Origin of the sequence: Cellulomonas sp. zg-ZUI22, from assembly GCF_017353535.1 — a bacterium.
Taxonomy (GTDB): domain Bacteria; phylum Actinomycetota; class Actinomycetes; order Actinomycetales; family Cellulomonadaceae; genus Cellulomonas; species Cellulomonas wangleii.
Window position 1 is genome coordinate 218,121 of the sequence record NZ_JAFMUZ010000008.1, and the last position, 22,949, is coordinate 241,069.

At 76.8% G+C, this 22,949-nt stretch carries 17 protein-coding genes; 3 read left to right on the forward strand and 14 right to left on the reverse strand.

The features are described 5' to 3' along the window. Window positions 1-106: 106 nt before the first annotated feature. From J1G43_RS17035 to mfd, 3 genes are all read right to left on the reverse strand, one after another. Window positions 107-952, reverse strand: coding sequence for a MazG family protein (locus J1G43_RS17035; protein WP_207378902.1), 846 nt, complete (start codon window positions 950-952; stop codon window positions 107-109). A 20-nt stretch (window positions 953-972) separates the two neighbouring features. Further along, entirely contained in the window at window positions 973-1,569 is a 597-nt protein-coding gene (locus J1G43_RS17040; RefSeq protein ID WP_207378903.1) for a hypothetical protein, read from the reverse strand. 105 nt (window positions 1,570-1,674) lie between these two features. After that, on the reverse strand, window positions 1,675-5,319 hold the full coding sequence (gene mfd / locus J1G43_RS17045) for a transcription-repair coupling factor (protein WP_207378904.1): 3,645 nt from the start codon (window positions 5,317-5,319) through the stop codon (window positions 1,675-1,677). Window positions 5,320-5,524: 205 nt separating this feature from the next. On the opposite strand from mfd, the gene J1G43_RS17050 reads away from it, so the two are divergent. From J1G43_RS17050 to J1G43_RS17060, 3 genes are read left to right on the forward strand one after another with little or no spacing between them, the layout of a single operon-like run. Further along, window positions 5,525-6,628 carry an acyltransferase gene (locus tag J1G43_RS17050; RefSeq protein WP_207378905.1) on the forward strand — a complete coding sequence of 368 codons (1,104 nt, stop codon included), beginning with the start codon at window positions 5,525-5,527 and terminating at the stop codon, window positions 6,626-6,628. Further along, window positions 6,625-7,872, forward strand: a complete 1,248-nt coding sequence (locus tag J1G43_RS17055) for a glycosyltransferase family 39 protein (protein ID WP_207378906.1) — start codon at window positions 6,625-6,627, stop codon at window positions 7,870-7,872. Before J1G43_RS17050 ends, J1G43_RS17055 begins: the two co-directional genes overlap by 4 nt. Further along, window positions 7,869-8,798, forward strand: a complete 930-nt coding sequence (locus J1G43_RS17060) for a hypothetical protein (protein ID WP_207378907.1) — start codon at window positions 7,869-7,871, stop codon at window positions 8,796-8,798. Before J1G43_RS17055 ends, J1G43_RS17060 begins: the two co-directional genes overlap by 4 nt. A gap of 16 nt (window positions 8,799-8,814) precedes the next feature. Here the strand turns inward: J1G43_RS17060 and J1G43_RS17065 are convergent, their stop codons facing one another. The 11 genes from J1G43_RS17065 to J1G43_RS17120 all read right to left on the reverse strand — a co-directional run bounded on the left by J1G43_RS17065 (window position 8,815) and on the right by J1G43_RS17120 (window position 22,880). Next, entirely contained in the window at window positions 8,815-10,158 is a 1,344-nt protein-coding gene (locus tag J1G43_RS17065; protein WP_307859641.1) for a polysaccharide biosynthesis protein, read from the reverse strand. Continuing rightward, entirely contained in the window at window positions 10,155-11,387 is a 1,233-nt protein-coding gene (locus J1G43_RS17070) for a hypothetical protein (protein WP_207378908.1), read from the reverse strand. The genes J1G43_RS17065 and J1G43_RS17070 overlap by 4 nt, the downstream gene beginning before the upstream one ends. A 110-nt stretch (window positions 11,388-11,497) precedes the next feature. Beyond that, complete coding sequence (locus J1G43_RS17075) at window positions 11,498-12,181, reverse strand: hypothetical protein (protein WP_207378909.1); 684 nt, start codon at window positions 12,179-12,181, stop codon at window positions 11,498-11,500. Next, the gene (locus J1G43_RS17080) at window positions 12,178-13,656 is read right to left on the reverse strand and encodes a polysaccharide biosynthesis tyrosine autokinase (protein ID WP_207378910.1); all 1,479 of its coding nucleotides are present in this window, start codon (window positions 13,654-13,656) and stop codon (window positions 12,178-12,180) included. The genes J1G43_RS17075 and J1G43_RS17080 overlap by 4 nt, the downstream gene beginning before the upstream one ends. Window positions 13,657-13,711: 55 nt before the next feature. Further along, window positions 13,712-15,742, reverse strand: a complete 2,031-nt coding sequence (locus J1G43_RS17085; RefSeq protein ID WP_207378911.1) for a fibronectin type III domain-containing protein — start codon at window positions 15,740-15,742, stop codon at window positions 13,712-13,714. Between the two features lie 158 nt (window positions 15,743-15,900). Beyond that, a complete protein-coding gene (locus J1G43_RS17090) occupies window positions 15,901-17,022 on the reverse strand; it encodes a glycosyltransferase family 1 protein (RefSeq protein WP_207341526.1) in 1,122 nt (373 codons plus the stop codon). Beyond that, the gene (locus J1G43_RS17095) at window positions 17,019-18,035 is read right to left on the reverse strand and encodes a DUF6492 family protein (protein ID WP_207378912.1); all 1,017 of its coding nucleotides are present in this window, start codon (window positions 18,033-18,035) and stop codon (window positions 17,019-17,021) included. Before J1G43_RS17095 ends, J1G43_RS17090 begins: the two co-directional genes overlap by 4 nt. Beyond that, the gene (locus tag J1G43_RS17100) at window positions 18,032-18,955 is read right to left on the reverse strand and encodes a glycosyltransferase family 2 protein (RefSeq protein ID WP_207341524.1); all 924 of its coding nucleotides are present in this window, start codon (window positions 18,953-18,955) and stop codon (window positions 18,032-18,034) included. Before J1G43_RS17100 ends, J1G43_RS17095 begins: the two co-directional genes overlap by 4 nt. A gap of 17 nt (window positions 18,956-18,972) precedes the next feature. After that, on the reverse strand, window positions 18,973-20,907 hold the full coding sequence (locus J1G43_RS19200) for a glycosyltransferase (protein ID WP_307859642.1): 1,935 nt from the start codon (window positions 20,905-20,907) through the stop codon (window positions 18,973-18,975). Between the two features lie 3 nt (window positions 20,908-20,910). Further along, window positions 20,911-21,690, reverse strand: coding sequence for a CDP-alcohol phosphatidyltransferase family protein (locus tag J1G43_RS17115; RefSeq protein WP_307859643.1), 780 nt, complete (start codon window positions 21,688-21,690; stop codon window positions 20,911-20,913). Next, window positions 21,687-22,880 (reverse strand): DUF1972 domain-containing protein, encoded by a 1,194-nt coding sequence (locus J1G43_RS17120; protein WP_207378925.1) that lies wholly within the window; start codon window positions 22,878-22,880, stop codon window positions 21,687-21,689. Before J1G43_RS17120 ends, J1G43_RS17115 begins: the two co-directional genes overlap by 4 nt. Between the last annotated feature and the right edge of the window lie 69 nt (window positions 22,881-22,949).

The window sequence follows — 22,949 nt, forward strand, 5'->3', positions numbered from 1 at the left end:
GACGACCCCCGACGCCCTGCGGGACCACGCTCCGCCGAACCCGCCACCGGGTGCCCCCGCCCGCGCGCCGGACGACCCCGGGCCACCTCGGGGTGGCGTCGACCGGTCAGTGCTCGACCGGTCGGTGCTCGACCGGGAGGTGCTCGGCCGGTCGGTGCTCGGCCGGTCGGTGCTCGGCTGCTCGGTGCTCGACGTCGCGGGCGACGGACTCCCACCTGGCCGTCGCCGCGCGCAGCGCCGCCTCCGCGTCGACTCCCCCGGCGTGGGCGGCGACGACGAGGGCCAGGAGCGCGTCGCCGACGGCCTCCGGGGTGGCCGGCGGTGCGACCGGGGCCGTCGTGCCGTCGGGGTCGCGGCGGCCGCCCGGCGCGGTCGACGCGACGGGCGCAGCAGCACGGTCGAGCAGACCGCCACGGTCCCCGCGGACGACGAGCCGCTGGGCCCGCGCGAGCGCGCCGAGCGACGCGGGGACGCCGTCGAGGACGGACGTGCGCCCGGGCTTCTCGGCGCGCTTGAGCCCCTCCCACCGGGCGTCGACCGCGCGCGCGTCGAGCTCCTCGGCATCCCCCGACGCCGTGAAGACGTGCGGGTTGCGCCGCACCAGCTTGGCCGCGAGCGCGTCCGCGACGTCGCCGACGTCGAACGGCTCGTCGGGGTCCTCGGAGGCCAGGCGGGCGTGGACCAGCACCTGCAGCAGCAGGTCCCCGAGCTCCTCGCGCATCCCGGCGCGGTCGCCGGCCTCGACGGCCTCGACCAGCTCGTGCGCCTCCTCGACCGCGTACGGCAGCAGCGACGCGTGCGTCTGCTCCGCGTACCAGGGGCAGCCGCCGGGCGAGCGCAGCCGGTCCATCACCTCGACGACGCGCGCGAGCGCTGCGGCCCTCCGCCCGACATCGGCCGACGTCGCGGGGTCCTGCGGCGCCGGCGGACCCTGCGGCGCCGGACCGGTCATGGGCGCGCCAGGACCCGAGGTCAGGGCGTCGGGACCGGCTCGAGCGCCGGCTCGTCGACGGGAGCGGCCTCGAGGCCGCCCGCCGGGACGATCCACGACGGCTGCTCGGGCGGCACGACGCCGAGGTCGATCGTGAACTCACCGAACCGGGGGTTCACCTCGATGTCCGCGTCGAGGACCCGTGCCTGGTACTCGGCGACGGCGGCGGCCGGGTCGGGCGCGTCCTGCAGCGCCGCCAAGGCCAGGGAGTAGCGGGCGATGGCCACGGCACCCGGGCCGAACTCCATCCCGGCGGCCTCCTCCGGACCGACGGCGCGCTCCGCCACCGTGCGCAGCAGGTCGAGTGCCTGCTGGTCGCTCACGCCGGCGCCCTGCTCGGCGGCGAGCTCGGTCGCGAACGGCTCGGTGATGAGGATGCCCAGGACGTTCTGCGGCGCGACTCCCTGGAGAATCGGGGCCATCTCCTCGAACGCCGTCGCGAGCTCGGCCGTCGTGATCGCACGACCGTCGACCAGGGCCGCGTCGCCCGGGTGCGTCGAGCACCCCGCGAGCAGCCCGCCCGTCACGACCGCAGCCGCCACCAGGACGCGCCCTCGCGTCCGTCGTCCCACCGCCACCAGGGCCTCCTGCTCACGTTCCGTCGGGGTCGCGAGCCATCGTAGGCCCTGGTGGTGTGCCCCTCGTCACGGGGCCCGGCGCGCACGCCGCCGGGACGCACCGCCTCAGCGCGCCGCCGTGCCCGCGGCCGCCGCGGCCGAGACGTCCCCGCGGACCACCGCGTCGATGAACTGCCGCGCCCACGTGAGCACCTCGCGCCCGTGCAGCGGCTTGCCGCCGATGCGCGCGGTGGTCGGGAACGGCACGAGCACCGTGCGCACCGCCGGCTTGAGCACCGACCCCGGGTACAGCCGCTTGAGCCGCAGCTGCGCGGACTCCGGCAGCTCGACCGGCGCGAACCGCACGAACCGGCCCTGCGCGGTGACGTCCGCGATGCCGGCGGCCCGCACGTGCAGCCGGAACTGCGCGACCTCGAAGAGGTTGTCGACGGCGGCGGGCACCGGCCCGTACCGGTCGACGAGCTCGGCGTGCACCTCGCGCAGCGTCGCCTCGTCGGTCGCTGCGGCGATCTTGCGGTACGCCTCCAGACGCAGCCGCTCGTGGGCGATGTAGTCGTGCGGCACGTGCGCGTCGACGGGCAGCTCGATCGTGACGTCGGGCAGCTCCTCGGCCGCCTCACCCTTGAACGACGCGACCGCCTCGCCCACCATGCGCACGTACAGGTCGAACCCGACGCCCTCGATGTGCCCGGACTGCTCCCCGCCCAGCAGGTTGCCCGCACCGCGGATCTCGAGGTCCTTCATGGCCACGGCCATGCCGGCGCCGAGGTCGGTGTGCGCGGCGATGGTCTGCAGGCGGTCGTGCGCGGTCTCGGTGAGCGGCACCTCCGGCGGGTACAGGAAGTACGCGTACGCCCGCTCGCGCCCGCGGCCCACGCGCCCGCGCAGCTGGTGCAGCTGCGAGAGCCCGAGCCGGTCGGCCCGCTCGAGGATGAGGGTGTTCGCGTTCGAGATGTCCAGGCCGGTCTCGACGATCGTCGTGCAGACCAGCACGTCGAACTTCTTCTCCCAGAAGTCGACGATGACCTGCTCGAGCCGGTGCTCACCCATCTTGCCGTGGGCGACCGCGATGCGGGCCTCGGGCACGAGCTCGTTGAGCCGCGACGCCACACGCTCGATCGACTCGACCTTGTTGTGCACGAAGAAGACCTGACCCTCGCGCAGCAGCTCACGCCGGATCGCGGCCGAGATCTGCTTCTCCTCGTACGGCCCGACGAACGTCAGCACCGGGTGGCGCTCCTCCGGCGGCGTGGCCAGCGTCGACATCTCGCGGATGCCCGTGACGGCCATCTCGAGCGTGCGCGGGATCGGCGTCGCGCTCATCGCGAGCACGTCGACGTTGGTGCGCAGCGCCTTGAGCGTCTCCTTGTGCTCGACGCCGAAGCGCTGCTCCTCGTCGATGATGACGAGCCCCAGGTCCTTGAACCGCACGCTGCCGGTGATGAGCCGGTGCGTGCCGATGACGACGTCGACGGACCCGTCCGCCAGCCCGTCGATGACCTCGGTCGACTCCTTGGCGCTCTGGAACCGCGACAGCGCCTTCACGTTCACCGGGTACGGCGCGTACCGCTCGGTGAACGTGTCGAGGTGCTGCTGCACCAGCAGCGTCGTCGGCACCAGCACGGCGACCTGCTTGCCGTCCTGCACGGCCTTGAACGCCGCGCGCACCGCGATCTCCGTCTTGCCGTAGCCGACGTCGCCGCAGACCAGGCGGTCCATGGGGACCGTCTTCTCCATGTCGGCCTTGACCTCGTCGATCGTGGCCAGCTGGTCCGGCGTCTCGACGTACGCGAACGCGTCCTCGAGCTCGCGCTGCCAGGGCGTGTCGGGGCCGAACGCGTGGCCCGGCGTCGCCATGCGCGCCGAGTACAGCCGGATCAGCTCGGCCGCGATCTCCTTGACGGCCTTGCGCGCGCGGCCCTTGGTCTTCTGCCAGTCCGAGCCGCCCATGCGGTTGAGCGTCGGGGACTCGCCGCCGACGTACTTCGTGACCTGGTCCAGCTGGTCGGTGGGCACGTACAGCCGGTCCCCCGGCTGGCCGCGCTTGCTCGACGCGTACTCGACGACCAGGTACTCGCGGGTCGCCGCCGACGCGCCCGAGCCGATGGTGCGCTGCACCAGCTCGACGAACCGCCCGACACCGTGCTGCTCGTGCACCACGAAGTCGCCGGGGCGCAGCTGCAGCGGGTCGACGACGTTGCGCCGCCGGCTCGGCATGCGGCGCATGTCGCGGGTGCTCGACCCGGCCCGCCCCGTGAGGTCGGCCTCGCTGAACACCGCGAGGTGCAGGCCCTCGTGCACGAACCCGGGGCCGACCGGCGCGGGCGTGACCAGCACGACCCCGCCCTCGGGCTCGTCCGGGACGGTGGCGACCAGGCGTGCCGGGACGTCGGCCGCCCGGAGCTGCTCGACCATGCGCTGCGCCGGGCCGTGGCCGTCGGTCGCGAGCACCAGCCGCCACCCGTCGTGCTGCAGGCGGCGGACGTCGTCGACGGCCCGCGCGACGTCACCGCGGTACCGCTCGACCTCGCGCGCCCCGACGACGAGGGTGCGGACGTCGCCCTCCGCGCCCGGCCCGTCCGACGCCCCGCCGTCGCCGGTCACCGCGTCCGCGTCGAGCGTGAAGCCCGACAGCGTCCACCAGCCCAGCGCGCGCACCGCGGCCAGCCCGCGCACCTCGGCGAACGACGCGAAGGACGCCGCCGACAGGTCCAGCGGCGTGGCCGCACCCGCCGCGGCCGACGTCCACGCGGCCTCGAGGAACTCCCGGGTCGTGGCCACCAGGTCGTGCGCCCGGCGACGCACGCGCTCGGGGTCGACGACGACCAGCAGCGACTCCTCGGGCACCAGGTCGAGCACGGGCACCATCCGGTCGACCAGCACCGGGGCGAGGGACTCCATGCCCTCGACGGCGATCCCCTCGGCCAGCCTGTCGAGCATGTCCAGCGCCCCGGGCAGCTGCTCGCGCAGCGACGCGGCACGGGCGCGGACCGCGTCCGTCAGCAGGATCTCCCGGCACGGCGGGGCCCACAGGCCGTGGTCGGCCACCTCGAGGCTGCGCTGGTCGGCCACGGAGAACCAGCGGATCTCCTCGACGTCCTCGCCCCACAGCTCGATGCGCAGCGGATGGTCCTCGGTGGGCGGGAACACGTCGAGGATGCCGCCGCGCACGGCGAACTCCCCGCGTCGCTCGACCATGTCCACGCGCGTGTACGCGGCGTCGACGAGCCGCTGGGCGAGGTCGTCGAGGTCGACCGTGTCACCCGTGTGCACCTCGACCGGAACCAGCTCGCCCAGCCCCTCGACCACCGGCTGCAGCAGCGCCCGCACCGGCATGACCAGCACCCGCACGGGACCGGACGGCCCGGGCTCGGGGTCCGGGTGCGCCAGGCGGCGGAACACCGCGAGGCGGCGCGCCACCGTGTCCGACCGGGGGCTCAGCCGCTCGTGCGGCAGCGTCTCCCAGCTCGGGAGGACGGCGACGTCGTCGTCGGGGAGGTAGCAGCGCAGCGCGCCCGCCAGCTCGTCCGCGTCGCGACCCGTGGCGGTGACCACGACGAGCGGCCGGCCCGCGGCGCCCTGCGTGCCGGCACCCGCGGTCGGGTGGGCACCGGCCAGCGCCGCGAGCAGCGGGGGCCGGATGCCGGCGGGCCCGACGACGTCGAGCTCACCGCGCGCGCGCACGGAGGCGACCGCCTCGGCGGCGGCGGGGTCGGCGAGGAGAGCGGGCAGGAGGCCGGTGAGATCCATGGGGTCCTTGGGCAGCATCGATCACCCGACACCCGGGGGGCGGCGGGGGTGGCAAGGCGTCGGTCCCAGTCTACGGAGGTCGACGTGGCGGGCAGCCCGGCGGGCGACGCCGGGTTTCACCCGGGGGGCGTGTGGGCGCGACGGCGGCCGGGTGCCAGTCTGGAACGGCCGATGTGCCCGTTTCGTCCGGATCGAGGTGGCACGCATGCGGTTCGAGGGTGTGCAGGCCCTGCGGTTCGTCGCGGCGTTCCTCGTCCTGGTCACGCACGCGTCGTTCTACGCCTCGGACCGGCTCGACCCGTCCGTGGGCACCTGGTGGTTCGGCGCGGTCGGGGTGGACGTCTTCTTCGTCATCTCGGGCTTCGTCATGATGGTGAGCACCCCCGGACTGTCGCGCGACGGCGACGGCGCCCTGCGGTTCGGCTACCGCCGGGTGATCCGGATCGCACCGATGTACTGGATCGCCACGACCGTGAAGATCCTCACCGTCATGGCGGTCCCGGCGGTCGCGCTGCACCCGGACCTGTCCCCCGGCCGCGTCCTGGCGTCCTACTTCTTCCTGCCGACGCGCGGGCCCACGGGCGAGACCGGCGTCATCCTCGGTGTCGGGTGGACGCTCGTGTTCGAGATGCTGTTCTACCTGCTCTTCACGCTGGGCCTCGCGCTCCGGCTGGATCCGATGCTGTTCTCCGGCGGCGCGCTGATGCTGGTCGCCGCCGGCTCGTTCCTGCGCCCCGAGACCGGGTGGCCGGTGTGGTCGTACCACTTCAGCTTCATCGTCGTGTACTTCGTCATCGGCATGGCGCTGGGCCGGCTGGTGCTCTCCGAGCGGCTGCGCCCGCACACGCCGCGCGTCGCGGCCGGGGCGGTCGCCGCGACGCTCGTCATCGCGCTGCTGCCCGGCGGCGTGGCCTGGGAGAACAGCTCACCGCTGCGCGTCGTGGCGGTCACGGCGTTCGTCACGTGCGTCGTGGCCGCCGAGCCGCTGCTGCGCGGCCGCCTGCCACGGCCCGCGCTGTTCCTCGGCGACGCCTCGTACTCGCTCTACCTGTTCCACCCGCTCGTCGGACCGGTCGTGCCCGTGGTGCTGGCGCGCGCGGGGCTCATCGACCACACGGTCGCGACCGTCCTCACCATCGTGCTGGCGGTCGCGGCCGGGGCGTTCCTGTTCCGGTTCGTCGAGCGTCCCGTGACCGGCCGGCTGCGGGGCCTGGAGCCCCGGGTGGCGCGCGTCGTCCTGCGACGTCGGCAGCCCGCGCCGGCCGCTGTGCCGGCGGACGCCACGGCCCGGCCGGACACGGCGACGTGAGCGCGGACGGCACGCTCGGCGCCCCCGCGGGTGTCGAGCGGGAGACGGCCACGGCGGCCGGCACCCGGGCCCCGGCGGGCACAGGCACGTCGGCAGGCACAGGCACGTCGGCAGGCACAGGCACGTCGGCAGGCACAGGGACGTGGGCCGACCGGGTGTCGTTCGCCCGCAGCAGCACGGTGCTCGTCGCGGTGTACCTGGCGTCGCGCGTGCTCGTGCTCGGGGCGGTCGACCTGGCGCGCCGGCAGCAGGACCTCGGGTGGACCCGGGCGCTGGCGCCCTGGGACGGGCCGTTCTACCTGTCGATCGCCGCGCACGGCTACCCCGACGTCGTCCCGGCGGCGGACCAGCCGGACCTGGCGACCGCGGCGTTCTTCCCCCTGTTCCCGCTGCTGGTGCGCGGGGTCGCGGAGGTGACCGGCGCCCCGCTGGTCGCGGCGGGGATCGCGCTGAACCTGCTGCTGGGGGTCGCGGCCGTCGTCGCGGTGCACGCGGCCGGCCGCACCGTGCTGTCGGCGGGGACGGCGTTCCTCGCGGCGCTCGTGGTCGTGGCCATGCCGGGCGCGGCGACGTTCTCGCTGCTCATGGCGGACCCGCTGTTCGTGGCCCTGGCCGCGTGGTGCCTGGTGCTGCTCGCGCGCCACCGCTGGCTCGGCGCCGGCCTGGTGGCCGTGGCGGGCACCGCGACGCGGCCCAACGCGGTCGGGCTGGTCGCGGCCGCGGCCGTCGCGTCGTACCTCGCGCTGCGCCGGGACCGGGACGTCACGAGCCTGATCGCCCCGGCCCTGGCCCCGCTCGGCACGCTCGGGTACTGGGCCTACCTGTGGTGGCGCACGGGACAGCCGGACGCCTGGTTCGTGGTGCAGGAGCGCTTCTGGCACCAGCAGCTCGACTTCGGGGTCCAGTTCGCGTACCTCGTCACGGGCTTCTCCGAGCTGGTCCACGACCACACCTACCTGGTGATGTGGTCCGGCTTCCTCTGGCTGGCGCTGGTCGCGTGGGCCGTGTGGCGCGGGGCGCGCATCCCCGCGGTCCCCACCGCGTACACCGCGGTCCTGCTGGGCCAGATGCTCGCCTACAGCGGCCTGGGACCGCGCCCCCGGTTCCTGCTGGCGGCGTTCCCGCTGGTCTGGCTGGTCGTGCAGCGCCTGGGCCGGCGGCTCGTGCTGCTGCTGTGCGGGGTGCTGCTGACCGCCCAGGTGCTGCTCGCGTGGGCCTACACCTCGCAGTACGTGATCCCGTGAGCGCCGCGCGCGGCACCGTCGTGTCGGTGATGCCCCGCCACGCCGGCCTGGGCAACCGCATGCGGGCCCTGCTGGGGGCGCGGTCGCTCGCGCGGCGCGAGGCGCGGGGGTTCGCGTACGTGTGGCCCACGGGGCGGTCCTTCGGCGCGCAGCTCAGGGACCTGTGGGACGACGACGCACGGGACGACGCTGCACGGGACCCCGCACGCGACGACGCCCTGCGCCGGCTGCCGGGCGTCGCGCACCGGGCGCTGCGCCTGCGGTACCCCCACCGCGACTGGTCGCTGCACTGGCTGGACGACGCGCGGGACGAGCGGGTGTGGCTGGTCCGCACCGGGCACGCGCTCGTGCTGCCCGACGACGCCCAGCCGTGGCCCCACCTGCTGCGCGAGCTGCGGCCGGCCCCCGCGGTCGCCGACCGGGTGGTCCGGCTCGCGCGGCGCCTGGCGGGCGAGCCGTACGTCGGCGTGATGGTGCGGGCCCACCACGCGTCGCACCCCGAGACGCTGCGGTGGTCGCCGGTCGGGTGGTTCGTCGAGCGCATGCGCCGGATCGAGCAGGAGCAGCCGGGGGTCCGGTTCCTCCTCTCGTGCGACGTCCCGCGGGTGCAGCACGAGCTCCTCGCGGCGTTCCCCGGTGCCGTGGCGCAGGACGACAAGGGCGCGTACAACTCGCGCCACGGGCTCGTCGCGGCCGTCGCGGACCTGTACCTGCTGGCCGGGGCCAGCCACCTGCTGGGACCGCACTACTCGAGCTTCCCCGAGCTGGCGGTGCACCTCGCCGGACCGCCGCTGGTGCTCGAGACGTCGCGGACGCCGACGCGCGACGGTCCGCCGCTCGTCACGGTGCCGGACCCGCTGCGCCCGCACGTGGGGCGCAGGGACGTCGCCGCCGGGTCGACCGCGCGCGACCAGCACACGGACTGACCGCCGCCCGCCCCTCCTACCGGCGGTCCGCCGCGGGCACGGACGACACCCCCGAGGGGCCCTGCGACGCGCGGCGCGCCAGGTCGCGCCGGACGTACCGCACCCCCGGGACCAGCTGGCAGACCAGCACCGCGAGCGCCGACGCGAGCACGGGCCCGGCGGCACCGAGGCGCCCCACCAGCCACCACGTGAGCAGCACGTTGCTCACGCACATGCTCAGCACCGGCACGACCTGGAAGCGCAGCCCCGCCTCGTCCGTCATGTACATGCCGACGGGGTACAGGACCGCCTGCACCAGCACGAACCCGCACCACCCGAGGACGACCCCGGCGCCGAGGTGCAGCGCACCGTCGGTCACCAGCGCCTCGAGCGCGGGCAGCGCGAGCACCAGGACGCCCAGCGCGAGCACCGCCGCGACCCCGAACGCCACGCTGAGGCGGAACGGCGCCACCACGTCGTCCTGCGCCCGGGCACGGGCGAAGTGGGGCCACAGGCTCAGCCCGGCGGACAGCACGACCTGCATGACCAGGCCGAACATCTGCCCGGCGAAGACGTACTGCGCGAGCGCGTCCGTGCTCGCCAGGTGCGAGAGGAACAGCCGGTCGGTCTGCATCGCCACGGGCATCGCGACGGACTGCACGAGCATCGGCACGGCCGTCGCCGCGACGGCCACCCCCGGCACGGCACGGACCCGCGGCACGTCGCGCAGCGCCCGGCCCACCTGGGGGGCGACGACCCGCGCGGCGACGGCGAGGACGACCGCCGAGACCACCGACGCGGCCGCGTACGAGACGAGTGCCACCCAGTCACCGGCCGCCCGGCCCAGGAGCGTGAGCGCCAGGACACCGGCGAGGAACAGCGGCGAGACCAGACCCTGCAGCACCGTCTGCGCCGCCGTCCGCCGCAGCCCGACCAGGATCCTGCTGCCCACACCCAGCGGCAGCGACAGCCCGAACAGCGCGAGGCAGAGCGTCGCGACCACGTCACCGCCGGGCGTCAGGCCGTCCCCCAGCAGCAGCGGCCACCACCCGCCCACCTGCACCACGACGCACAGCGCGGCGACGACCAGCCCGGACACCGTCAGCAGCCGGAAGGCCGTGGTCAGCACCCGGTGGACGCTGCGCGCCCGCGCCGGGTCGTCGGCGTGCGCGACGGCGTTCAGGACGACCGCGCCGATCCCCAGGTCGGCGAACGGCAGCAGGTTGCGCAGGCCGTTGAGCAGGCCGTACTGGGCGTAGGCGGCCACCCCGAAGTGCTCGATGACGACGCGGGTGCTGACGACCCCGAGCAGCCCGCCGAGCGCGACGACGCCCGCGCGGGCCCCGGCGGTGCGCACCAGGTCCGCCCACACCGCCCTCACGGGGGCGCCCGCCCGACGGTCCGCGAGTCCGTGACGGCGAGCGCCACGGCGAGGACCATCACCGCGATCGACGTCGAGAAGAACGGGCTGAACAGCAGGTCCCACGCCACCAGCGAGGTCACCAGCACGCGCAGCGCGGAGGCCTGCCGGCGGGCGAGCGCCCGCACGAGACCGGCGGCCGCCAGCCCGGTGACCGTCACGGCGAGCACGGCACCGGGCGGACCGAGGCGGATCCACAGGTCGCCGAGGACGGAGTGGACCTCGAACCCCGACCCGAACAGGTACCGCTCGACGTAGCCGTTGTCCGGGTCGTACCGCAGCTGCGCCATCCCGGCCTTGGCCGTGAGCACGTCCCCGTGGTCGGGCAGGAGCCCGGAGCCGTACCCCCACGGCTGCGCGCCGAGCAGCGCCGCGGTGGCGCCCATCTCCGGCCGGGCGCCGGCCAGCACGAACCCGCTCGTGTCGATCTGGGCCTGCGTGCGGGCGCGGGCGCTCTCCCCGAAGACGCCCTCGACGAGCATCGCCTGGATCGAGAAGACGGCGATGACGCCCAGCAGCGCGAGCTGCACGACCGTGCGCGTCACGGTCGAGCGGGGCGCCAGGGCGCCGGCCGCGCGCTGCCACACGAGCACGGCGGCCGTCACCACCAGCAGCGAGGCGCCGGAGCGCGCGTCGTTGGCGGCCGAGACGGCGGCGAGCGCCAGCACGGCGACCACCTGCACGAGCACCGAGGACACGGTCAGGCAGGCGCCGAGCACGAGCACCGTGACGGGCACGGAGAGCTCGTACTTCCACGGGTCGGTGCTGCCCGCCGCACGGGGCAGCGCCGACGCGAGCATGCCCGCGCCGTACAGCACGACCACCGTGCGGGGCGCCAGCACGCGGTGCGCCCAGACCAGCACGCCCGCCGACGTCACCACGACCGCGACCCCGGACGCCGTCAGGCGTGCGCCGTAGGGGTCGGGCGCGCGGGTGCCGGCGCCGGCCAGGGTCAGGTACGCGCCGCACAGGACCGCCGCGACGGCGAGCCCGAGCAGCAGGCGTCCGGCGCGGTACCGCCACCAGACGGGCAGCCACACGGGCGTGAGCAGCACCGCGACCAGCAGCCCGAGTGTGAGGCCGACCGCGAGCTGGGTCCAGAACCCCACGCACACGCACGCGACGACGGCCGTCGCACGGTCCAGCGCACGGCCCGGCGCACGGTCCCCCGGGACCGTGGCCAGGGGCACGCGTCCTGCGGGGGTGGGCGGTGCCGCGGGGTCCGGGACCGTCGAGGGCGCCGTGACCGCCGCGGACCCGGGCCGCTGCGGCACGGGCGCCGCGCCCGGCGCGGCCGCACTCACCCGAGCACGCCCGCGAACACCGCGGCCGGCTCACCGGGCAGGACGTCGACCACGAGCGTCACGTCCGCCGCGGCGCCGTCCGCGAGCCGGAACAGGAAGACGCCGGTGCCGGACGCGCCCGGGGCGAGCGACCCGGCGAGGGGCCGTCCGCCGGGCTCGACCAGGGCGACCAGCGGCACCCCGGCGGTGGACGCGTTGACTGCGACGAGCGCCAGGTCGACGGGGGTGTCACCCTCGTTGGTCACCTCGACCGTGCACCGCACCGCGGGGCCGGCGATCTCGCCCGGGCTGGTCGCGACCCCGTCGACGCGCTCCACCGCGGCCAGGCGCACCGCGGCGCCGGCCGTGCGCGCCGCCTCCCGCGGCCCGACGGCGGGCAGCTCCAGGGGGGCCACCGGTGGAGCGCCGGCCGCGGCCGCGTCCGGTGGCGCGACCGGGTCCGCCGTCTCCCCGCCGGGCGACGCGGCCGCGTCGGCCGGGGCCCGGGCACCGTCCGGTGCGTCGCCCCCGGCGGTGGTCGGTGCCACCGCCGTCGGCCCGCTCGCACGCGCCGGCGCCGCGCCGGCGCCGTCGGCGGCCGCGTTCAGCAAGCCCGACACGACCGCGGCCAGGACGCCGGCACCGAGCGCTCCTGCGACGACGACCCGGCGGCGGCCGGTGCGCGGCGGCCCCGACGTCACGCCGCACCCTCGTCACCACCGGCGCGGGCCGCCGGGGTGGGTGACGGCTCACCGACGCCACGCGCCGCACCGGCCGGGACGGGGACGGGGACGGGCTCGGCCGGCCCGGGCACCGCGGCCGGTCGCCGCGGCGAGGGCGGGCGCAGCCGCTCGGCGTACCGCGCGCGCGTCCGCAGCGGCGCGCCACCGAGCACGAGGCCGAGGACGTGCCCGCCGGCCAGGCGCAGCCGCGCGACCGTCCGTCGCAGCCGGCGCCCGCGCGTCGTCCCCGGCCGGACCACGACCAGCACGCCGTCGGCCCGGGACGCGAGCCACAGGGCGTCGCTCAGCGCGAGGGCCGGCGGGCTGTCGAGCACCACGTGGTCGTACGCCGCGCGGGCGTCGCGCAGCACCGCGGCGAGCGCGTCGGACGCGAGCAGCGGCCCCGGGTCGGACGGCAGCGGGCCGCTGGTCAGCACCGTGAGCCGGTCCGGGCCCCAGGGACGCCCCACCGCGGCCGACGCGTCCCCCGCCAGGACGTCGGTCAGGCCCGGCGCGGGCGGCAGCCCGGTGGCCCGGGCGACGGTCGGGTGCCGCAGGTCGGCGTCGACGAGCAGGACGCGGCGCCCCAGGCCGGCCAGCGCGACCGCGAGCCCGAGCGCGACGGCGCTGCGACCCTCCTCGGCGTCACCCGACGCGACGAGCAGCACCTGCCGCGGCTGCGCGGCGTCCCCCGGCCGCAGCGCCGCGAGCAGGGAGCGGAACGCCTCCGCCTGGGCACCCGCCGGGTCCGCGGTCATCTCGGCCGCCGGGCCGACGCCGGGTGGCGTGGCCGGCAGCTCCGCGAGCACGGGGGCGTCCGCCGCGCGGGCCGCCTCCTCGGCGCTCGCCGGCCGGGTGTCGAGCACCCGCCGCAGGACGGCGTAGGCGCACCCGAGGAGCGCGCCCAGCAGCAGCCCGCTCGCCACGAGGAACCGGGTGTTGGGCGCGACCGGCGCCTGCGCCGCGGTGGCCGGTGCGATGACGGTCACCCGCACGGCGGAGGCCTCCTGCGCGCCGCGCGGCGACACCTGCGGGACCGCGTCCGCCAGGCTCGCCGCCACCGCGTCCGCGACGGCCCGGGCCTCCTGCGGCGACGGCTGCGCCACCGAGATCTCGATGACCGACGTGTCGAGCGGCGAGTCCACGCGCACCTGGCGGGCCAGGTCGCTCGGGGTCGTCGCGAGCCCCAGGTCCTCGATGGCGTGCTCCAGCACCAGCGGCGAGGACGCCAGCACCGTGTAGGACGCCATGAGGTTCTGGACGTAGGTGGCGCCCTGCAGCAGGTCGACCGGCGACTCGCCCTGCTGCGCGGCGAGCATCACGGACGCGGTCGACCGGTACTGCGCGGGCTGCGAGGCCGCGTAGAGGTAGCCGACCACGCCGCCCGCGAGCGCCGTCAGCACGATCACCACCCAGTGGCGGGCCAGCGCGCCGGTGTACTCCTGGACCGTCATGCGCAGCTCCCACCGGCCGGGCGCCCGCGGCGGGCGGACCGGGTGCTCACCTGGCTCATCCCTCACCTCCGGGCGGTGCGTCGGGCGCGAGGGCGTCCGGTGCGACGGCGTCCGGTGCCGCCGGCGCCTGCGGTGCCGTGACCTCCGGGGCCGTGACGTCGGGCGCCGTGGTGCCGGGCGCGGTGGTGCCGGGCGCTGTGACGTCGGGTGACGTCGCGCCCGGTGCCGTCGGCGACGTCGCCGCCGGGGGCACCGCCGTCCGCGCCTGCGCCCCGGCGGGGGTGGCGACGGTCGTCCAGTCGGTCCACGTCCAGGCACCCCAGCGGTCCGTGGCGCGCACCCGGTAGCGGTACGTCGTCCCGGGCACGACCGACGTGTCCACGAAGGACATGGCCGGGCGCGACCAGAACGTCGACGCGGCCTCGACCGTCTGCAGCGGGGTCGACCCGCGGTCCTGGCGCAGCACCTCGTAGCGCAGCACCTCGTCGTCCTGGTCGTGGTTGGCGGTCCAGGCGAGCCGCACGCCCGACGACGTCACGGTGGGCGTCAGCGCCCACGCGCCGCCCTGGACCTGCGGACCGAGCCGGTTGGGCGCCCGGTCCCGCGTGGTGAACCGCACGAGGCCCTGCTGGGCGACGCCCGCGACCCGCGGGAACTCCCCGCCGAAGGCGACGTACGCAGCGGTACCGGTGATGCTGAACGCGGCCTGCGACATGCCCGTGTACGACCCCGTCCACCACTGGGGGTACCAGGTGACCCGGCTGGTCGCGGGCCGTTGCACGCCCTTGAAGGAGACGGTCCGCCCGGAGGGCTCCTTGGTCCAGACGAGCCCGTGCCGGTAGATCCGGGGGCTCATCTCCGGGAAGCTGCCCATCGCGCTGCAGTTGTGGGAGTGGCTCGCGGTGTACACGTGCCCGCCGAGCGCCGCGATCGCGTACGTGTCGCCGCGGCACGTCTCGATCCAGCGCAGCTGCCCGGTCCACGACGCACGGAAGGCGCCCTCGAACCCGTCCTGGCTGGTCCCGCCGAAGTCGTACCCGGTGCCGTAGACGCTGTCCCCGTCGCTCGACAGGGAGTACACCGCCGCATTCTGCCCGCCGTTGCGGATGACGGAGTTGACCGGCCACGGCAGGCTCGCCCCGGTCACCGGGTCGAGCGCCGCCATGCCCCGGCCCGGGTTGGTCGAGCCGTTGACGCTCTCGAAGGAGCCGGCCAGCACGACGCGCGCGCCGTCGGGCGACACCACCACGGCCCGCCCTCCCCAGCCGCCGGCCAGGGTCGGGGCGAACGGCAGCAGCTGCCCCGTGCTCGCGCTCACCGCCGCGACGCGGGTGCGCGGCACGTTGTCCACGCCCGTGAACTCCCCCGTGAGGTACACCGTGCCCTGGGTCGCCGCGATGCCCTGGACCTTGCCGTTGACCTGCGGACGGAACGACGTGACGAGCGCACCCGTGGCCGTGTCGAAGGCCGCCACACGGTAGCGGGCCTGACCCGCCACCGACGTGAACGCGCCGCCGACGTACAGCCGCGTGCCGTCCGGCGACAGGGCGAGCGCGAGCACCTGGCCGTTCGCCCCCGGGTTCCACGCGGTCATGACCCCGGTCGTGAGGTCGTACGCCATGAGGTTGGCCCGCGGTGAGAGCGACGTCCCCGGTGCGGCACCGGCGGGCCGGGCGTTGGCGAACCCGCCGCCCACGTACACGACGTCGCCCTGCACCACCTGCGCCCACGCGACGCCGTCGATCTGGGCAGTCGGCAGCGGGTCGGCGGAGACCAGCGCCTCGGGCACGCTCGGTGCCAGTGCGGTGGCCGCCGCGTCCGCGGCCGTGGTCGTCGCCGCGTCCGCGGCCGTGGTCGTCGCCGCGTCCGCGGCCGTGGTCGTCGCCGCGTCCGCGGCCGCGTCACCGACCGGCTGCTCGGCACCGGGCGCACCGGCGCGCACCGCCGGCGCGGCCCCGGACAGGACCACCACGAGCGCCGACGCGGCGACGACCGCAGCGAGCCGGCCGACACCGGGTGGCCACCGGAGGGCGGCGGTGGGGCGGTCCCCCACGGGACCGGCGCGTCGTGACCTGGCTGCACCCATGGAGCACCTCACCCCCCGGACCTCCTGGCGCTGCCCCGCGCCGGTCGGTCGTCCTGCGCGGCCACGTGGGCGGGGCAGACCATGACAACCCCAGCATTCCACCGCATACCCGACATCAGGAGGGCCGGGCACGCTTTCACCCCGCCCAGGGCGCGCATTCACCCGCCCCGCCGCGCGGCGGCGCTGCCGGCCCCGGCGGCAGTCCGGCGGACCGCCTCGCGCACCTCCCGCGCGGGTCCGTCCCACCCCGGCGGCACCCACGGCGCCGGGTGCCCCGGCGGCTGCCAGGCCCGCAGGGCGGCCGCGACGGCCCCGACGTCGTCGGGAGGGACGCGCAGCGCCCGGCCCCCGAGGGTCTCCCGGAAGACGGCCAGGTCGCTGACGACGACCGGGCACCCCAGGGCCAGCGCCTCGACCGGGGGCAGCCCGTACCCCTCGGCCAGCGAGAGGAAGACGAACAGCTCCGCGTGGCGGTAGAGCCACGCGAGCTCGTCCGTGGCCACACCGCCGAGCAGCACGACCGCGCCGGCCCGCACGGCCGCCCCGACCTCGTCCGGCAGGCCGGGGCCGCGCCCGTCGCTCTCGCCCACCACGACCAGCGGGCGCCGCGGTGCCACCCGGCCGGACCGCAGCGCGCCCACGACCGTGGTCGCGAGGTTCTTGCGGACGTTCAGCCTGCCGACCGACAGCCAGAACCCCTCGACCGCGGGCAGCGCGGCCGGGCGGCGCGGCGCGGCGGTCAGCAGCGCGGGGTCGGGTGCGAGCCCGATCGGCGTCACGCCGGGGACCCGGGGGTTGAGCCGCCGCACGTGCGCCGCCTCGTGCGTCGACGACGTGACGACCGCCCCGGCGCGGACGAGGCCGGGCCCGACGAGCGAGAGGTAGCACCGCTCGGCCCGGGTGAACCACTCGGGGTGGTCCTGGAAGAGGACGTCGTGGCAGAACACGGTGGTGCGCGGCGCGGCGCCGCCCCGGGGTGCGAAGTTGTGGGTGAGCAGCGCGTCGGCGCCCGCGCGCCGGGCGAGCCGCCCGTACTCGAGCTCGACGGCGACCGCGTGCGGGCGCCCCCGTGCGGGCAGGGCGCCCGCCAGCTCGGGGTCCGCCCCGGCCCGCGCGAGCGCCGCGGCGGGCACGACGGGCACGAGCACGTCCTGCGGGTGGGCGGCGCGCCAGGCCCGCACGAGCTCGCGCTGCACCATCCGGTTGGACGGCGGCCCCTCGAACCACCAGTACGCGTCGACGAGCACGCGCATCCCGTCCGGCGCGGGTGTGCCGCTCACGCCGGCACCGCCCCCGCGGCGGTCGCGCGGTCCGCCAGGCGTGCCCGCACCCGCTGCGGGGCCTCCCGGCAGCGCCGCACCCATACCCGCCGGCGGTAGGTGCGGCGGAACCCGGCGACGAAGCGTGCGGCGTCGCCGCGTGCCGCGAACAGCCCGTGCGCGACCCACAGGTCGGTCAGCGCGTCGGTCGCGTCCGCGGGCATGCGGACGAGCGCGGTGCGGTGCACAGAGAGCACCGGCGCACCCGTGCCGTCCAGCTCCTCCCCCGCGGCGCGCACGGCCCGCAGCGAGGGATCACCCGGCCAGACCACCGGGCACCCCGGCTGCCCGTCGGCGTACCAGCGGTCCCGGCCGCCGGCGCGCGCCTCCAGCCACGCGGCGTACAGGAAGAACTCGGTCAGCCGGTGGTCCACGAACTCCTGCGCGAACGGCCGCCCGGCCCGGTCCCCCACGTCCTCGACCATGGCCCGCACCAACGACGTGACCAGGACGAACGGCGTCACCGTGGCCGGGAACCGGTCGAGCACGGCGCCCGGGTCCAGCCCGAGGTAGCGGACGGTGCGCTCGAGCGCCGGGCGCAGCGGGTGGCCGGCGTAACCGTGGACGCCCAGCCGCGCGCGGCCGTCGGGCACCCCGAACCAGGCGGGGTCCGGGGCCCGCACCAGGTGGTTCTTGGCATCGAGGGCGAGGTAGCGCCCGGTGGTGACGCGCGGGGCGACGAGCAGCTTCAGCGCCTGCTGCCGCTGCCACCCGGGCGCGGCCGGGACCCCGCCCAGGTCGTCCGGGCGCAGCAGCGTGACGCGGTCCGCGTGCGGGCCGTACGCCGCGAGCAGCTCCGCGGCGCCGCGGGCGGGCAGCCCGCGGGCCGTGTTGTCGATGACCAGCACCTCGGCCACGGCGCCCACGGGCACGTGCCGCGCGAACGACCGGGCCTGCAGCAGGAGCAGCGGCACCTCGAGCTCGAACACCACGGTGACGACCGTGCCCGCGCCGAGCACGTCCCCGGTGCTCACACCCCCACCCCCTGGGGCGCGAGCCGGTGCCGGTGCGCGTACTCCTCCTGCCGGTGGCCGACCAGACCCGCGAGGTGCCCCGCGCCGCGGGCGGCCATGCGGGCGGCCCGCGCGGACCGGCCGGGGCTGCGTCGCAGGTGCGCGACCACGTGCAGGCCCGTCCCCACCAGCATGCGCGCCACCCCGCCGGCGGCCAGCAGGACCCCGCGCCCGCCGCGTGCCGGCAGGGTCGGCGCCGTCCGCAGCGCGACCACGGCCTCCGTGACGCCGGAGCGGAACGCCCGCCGCAGGATCCACCGGCGATCCAGCCGCGCCGGTCCCACCGACTCCACGACGCGGGCGCCGGCGCACCACCGGATCGTCCCCCCGGCGCGCACGAGGTCGGACGTGAACTGCGTGTCCTCGCCGCCGGTGAGGCCCAGGGCGGGGTCGAACCGCACGCCCGCGGCCCGCACGGCCGCCAGGTCCAGCAGCAGGTTGTTGGTCGCCGCCGCGGCCATGCGCTGCCCGCCCACGCGGGCGGGTCGCACGTAGCTCGCCCGCACCCAGTCGTCGGCGCCGGGCGGCAGCAGGGTGCGCACGGGTCCGGCGACCGCCGCGGCACCCGTCGCCCGGTGGGTGTCCAGCAGCGCGACCAGCCAGCCCGGCTCGGGCACCTCGTCGTCGTCGAGGAACACCAGCAGGTCGTGCGCGGCCGCCTCGTCCAGCGCGCGGTTGCGCACCGCCGACAGCCCCGGCACCGGCTCGGTGACGTGCCGCGCCCCGTGCGCCCGGGCGACCGTGCCCGCGGACCCGGCGGGGTCGTTGTCGACGACGAGCAGGTCCACGTCCACCCCACGGTCGGCGGCGCAGCGGACCGCCTCGGCCCGCACGGCGCGCAGCGCCGCGTCCAGCGTCACCGGGCGGTGCAGGGTCGGCACCGCCACCACCACACGCGTCACGTCCGCCCCCGCCCCAGGGCCGCGCGGTACACGGCCAGGTGGGCGCGGCCGGCCTCCTGCCAGCCCCGCCGTGACAGGTCGGGACGGGCACCCGGTGCCCGGTCGCGGGTGGCCGCGACGGCCTTGAGCAGGTCACCGCCCGTGAGCTCGTCGTCGTACGTGAGCACCCACCCGGGCCCGACCTCGTGGGCCAGCGCGCGGTTGACGGCGGTGTCGGGCACCAGCACGGGCCGGTCCAGGGACAGGGCCGCCAGCACCGCGCCCGAGTTGTGCATGTGCCGGTAGGGCAGGACCACGACCTGCGCCGACGTCACCGCCTGGACCAGCGCCGCGTCGTCGAGGAAGCCCAGCCGCGCGCGGACGCGCGGGTCACGGGCCGCTGCGCCACGGACCGCGTCGGCCAGCGCCTCGGACGACGGCCTGCCCGCGATCGTCAGGGTGAGGTCCGGGCCCTCGCGGGCGGTCTCCGTGAACGCGGCCAGCAGCCCCTCGACGCCCTTGTACCGACGCACCAACCCGACGAACGCGATCCTCCCGGGGCGCGCGTCGTCCCGGGGGTGCGGCGCGTACCAGTCCCGGTAGTGCCCGTGCAGCACGCACGCCGTCGGCACCCGGGTGCGCACCTGCGCGTCGACGTCGTTGAGGACGACGCGAGCCGTGGTGAGGCGGTCCACCGCCCGCAGGCCGAGCGACTCCAGACGGCTCACGTCGCGCGGGTGCTCGACGTTGTGGACCGTGCGCACCACGGGGGTGCGCAGCACCGCCAGGCGGACCGTCCAGGCCAGGAACGCCCAGCGCTTGAGCGTGCGCCGCGTACCTGACCGGGCGGCGAACAACGACTCGGGCCAGTGCAGGTGCACCACGTCGTACCGACCCGCCAGCGCGGTGCGCCAGGTGAACCGCCGCAGGTCGACGCCGTCCTGCGCGTCGAGCGCGGCGGCGAGCATGACGATGTAGGGGTTGGTGGTCGGCCGCGGCACGCCGAACGACGGCAGCACGCGCACCGGCCGCCCGCGCTCCTCACCCCGTCCCGCGCGCGGGTCCCCCGTGCGGCCCCGCGCACCGTCGAGCAGGCCCCGGGCCGCCGCGACCCACGGGGCGGGCCGCAGCAGCTGACGTCGCCCGCCCTGCAGCACGACCGCCCTCGCGGCGGGCAGCGCCAGGAGGTGCCAGCGCAGCCGGTCTTCCCGGGGCAGCCACGCGCGGGCGAACACCATGCGGTTGCGGACGTTGTAGTAGTAGTACGTCGCCGACTTCGCCCGCCCCGCGACACGGTCCGGGTGGGTCGAGCCCTCGTCGTGCACCGCGAGCGCCCGCGGCACCACGGCGACCGCACCGCCCACGGCCAGGACCCGCCGCGACAGGTCGACGTCCTCCCAGTAGAGGAAGTAGTCGTGGGCGAACCCGCCGGTGCGCTCCCACAGCTCCCGCGTGACGGCCAGGCACGCGCCGGACACCCACGGCACCGCCCACGGCGGCGCCGGGTCGGCACGACGCTCGGCCGCCGTGCGCATGCGGCCCGTGCGCAGGTCCAGCGCGAGCACCCCGGTCATCCACGGCGTGCCGTCGGGACGCTCCACCCGCGGTGCCGCGAGCAGCAGGGGCCGCTCCCGCACGGCGTCGACGAGGACCCGGCGGTCGGCCGGGGCGAGGCGCGCGTCGGGGTTGAGCAGGACGACGACGTCGGCACCCCACGCGAACGCCTCGGCGGCGCCGGCGTCCGCTCCCGCGCCGAACCCGAGGTTCCGGTCCGGCAGCACGGTGGCCCACCCCTCGCGGTCCGCCAGGTCGGTCACCCGCCGGCGCTCGTCGTCGTCCGTGCGGTTGTCGACCACGACGACGAGGTCCGCCCCCGGTGCCGACGGCACCAGGTGCTGCTCGAGCAGCGCCGCCGACCCGTAGCCGACGACCACCAGCGCCACCCCGGCCACGCGTCACCCCCGCCCGGGCACGTCGAGGGCACCCACGTCGCGGAACCACCGGGGCAGCGCGAGCGCGAGGAACCCCGCCGCACCCGCCGTGACCACGGCCAGCACGACGACGAACACGCCCGGCGCGCCGTACAGCAGGAAGCTCAGGCAGAGCACGCCGTAGTCGGTGGGCAGCACGAGCAGCGACCGCCACGGGCTGCGCCGCCCGTCCACCGCCGCGCTGGAGACCACGCCGTGCGCCCGGCGCAGCTGCTCGGTGAGCATCATCGCGAAGAACAGGACCGAGCCGACCACCGCGTTCGCGACGGGTACGAGCAGCCACGGGTCCGCGACGGCGCCCGACCGGTACAGCCCGACCAGCACCGCGAGCGGCAGCGCGACGACCTTCACGGCGTCCACCACGTGGTCGAGCCACTCCCCCGCACCGGACGCGGAACCGGTGAGCCGGGCGACCTGACCGTCGGCCGAGTCCAGGGCGTACCCCAGCACGAGCAGCAGGCACACCACGAGCCCCGTCGCCGCGGCCACGGGAGCGAGCGCGAGCACCGCGACCCCGGTGAACGTGCACACCGCGCTGAGGGCCGTCACCCGGCCCGGGCCGAGCCCGCGCCCGTACGCCCAGGCGGCGAGCACCCGCCCGAGGCGCCGGTTGACGTACCGGGAGTAGGCGGGGGCGCTGCGCGCGGCCGGCTTCTGCGCGAGGGCGAGCCGGGTGAGCGCGTCCCGCACGTCGCCGCGGCGGGCGGCAGCGCGCTCCCGCCGCACGCCGGTCGCGCCGCTCACGGCACGACCGCCAGCCCGGGCAGAGCCTCGGCCTCGGCGGACCACGCGTGCCGGCGCCGGGCGCCGAGGGCGGGCCCGGGGGTGCGGTGCGCGGCGAGCGCCGCCACGAGCCGCTCGTACCCCGCGGCGACCGCGTCCCAGTCGTACCGGGACGCCCGCGCACGCAGCCGCTCACCGCGGGCCGCGGTCGCGGCGGGCGCGGCCTCGGCGTCCGCGAACGCCTGCGCGACACCGACGGCGTCGCGCACGTACACGCCCTCGTCGCCGAGCACCTCGCGGTTGAACGAGACGTCGTACGCCAGGGTGGCGGTCCCGGCGCCCACCGCCCGCAGCAGTGACGGGTTGGTCCCGCCCACCGAGTGGCCGTGCGCGTACGTCAGCGCGTGGACGTACAGCTGGTCCAGCGCGCGCTGGTCCCAGACCGCGCCGATCAGGCGCACGCGCGGGTCGTCCCCCACCAGCGCCCGCACGCGCGCCGTGTAGTCGTGCGCGTACGGTGCCGCGCCCACCACCACCAGCGGCAGCCGGGCGGGCGAGCGGACGTAGCCGTCGACGAGCAGGTCGACGTTGTTCTCGGGCTCGAACCGCGCCACCACCAGGTGGTACCCCCCGGCGACGAGGCCGAGGGCCGTCACCGCGTCGTCCGCCTGGGGAGCCAGCACCGGGGCGCCGTAGGACAGCAGGGTCGTCGGGACGCCGAACTCGGTGCGGTAGTAGTCCGCGATGCCGACCGCGTCGGCGATGAGGGCGTCGGACCACCGCACCGCGGCGGCCTCGGCGGCGCGGTAGTAGCGCTGCCCCGCACCCGCCCACTTCGCGCGCTTCCACTCCAGCCCGTCGACGTGGGTGGCCAGGGGGATGCCCGCGGCCCGCAGCACGGGCAGGAGCGGGGCGTTGGCCGCGTTGAACACCAGCGCGACGTCCGTGCGGTGGGCGAGCAGGTGCGCCACCGACAGGCCGGTGTGGCTGAGGGTCTCCAGCGCGCGCCGACGCACCGCCGGGAGCGTCACCAGCTCCATGCCCCGGTACGTGCGCGCCCCCGCGGTGCCGGTGCCGCTCCCGGACGCCGTGCCGGAGCCGCGGCAGTACACCCGCACGCGGTGCCCCCGGTCGACCAGGCGTCGGCCGACCTCCTCGACGGCCGTCTCGAACCCGCCGTAGCACGCCGGCACCCCCCGGGTCCCGAGCATCGCCACGTGCAGCCCGCTCACGGCACGACCCGGTGGGCCACGGCCCCGGCGGGGCGCCACCCCGCCGCC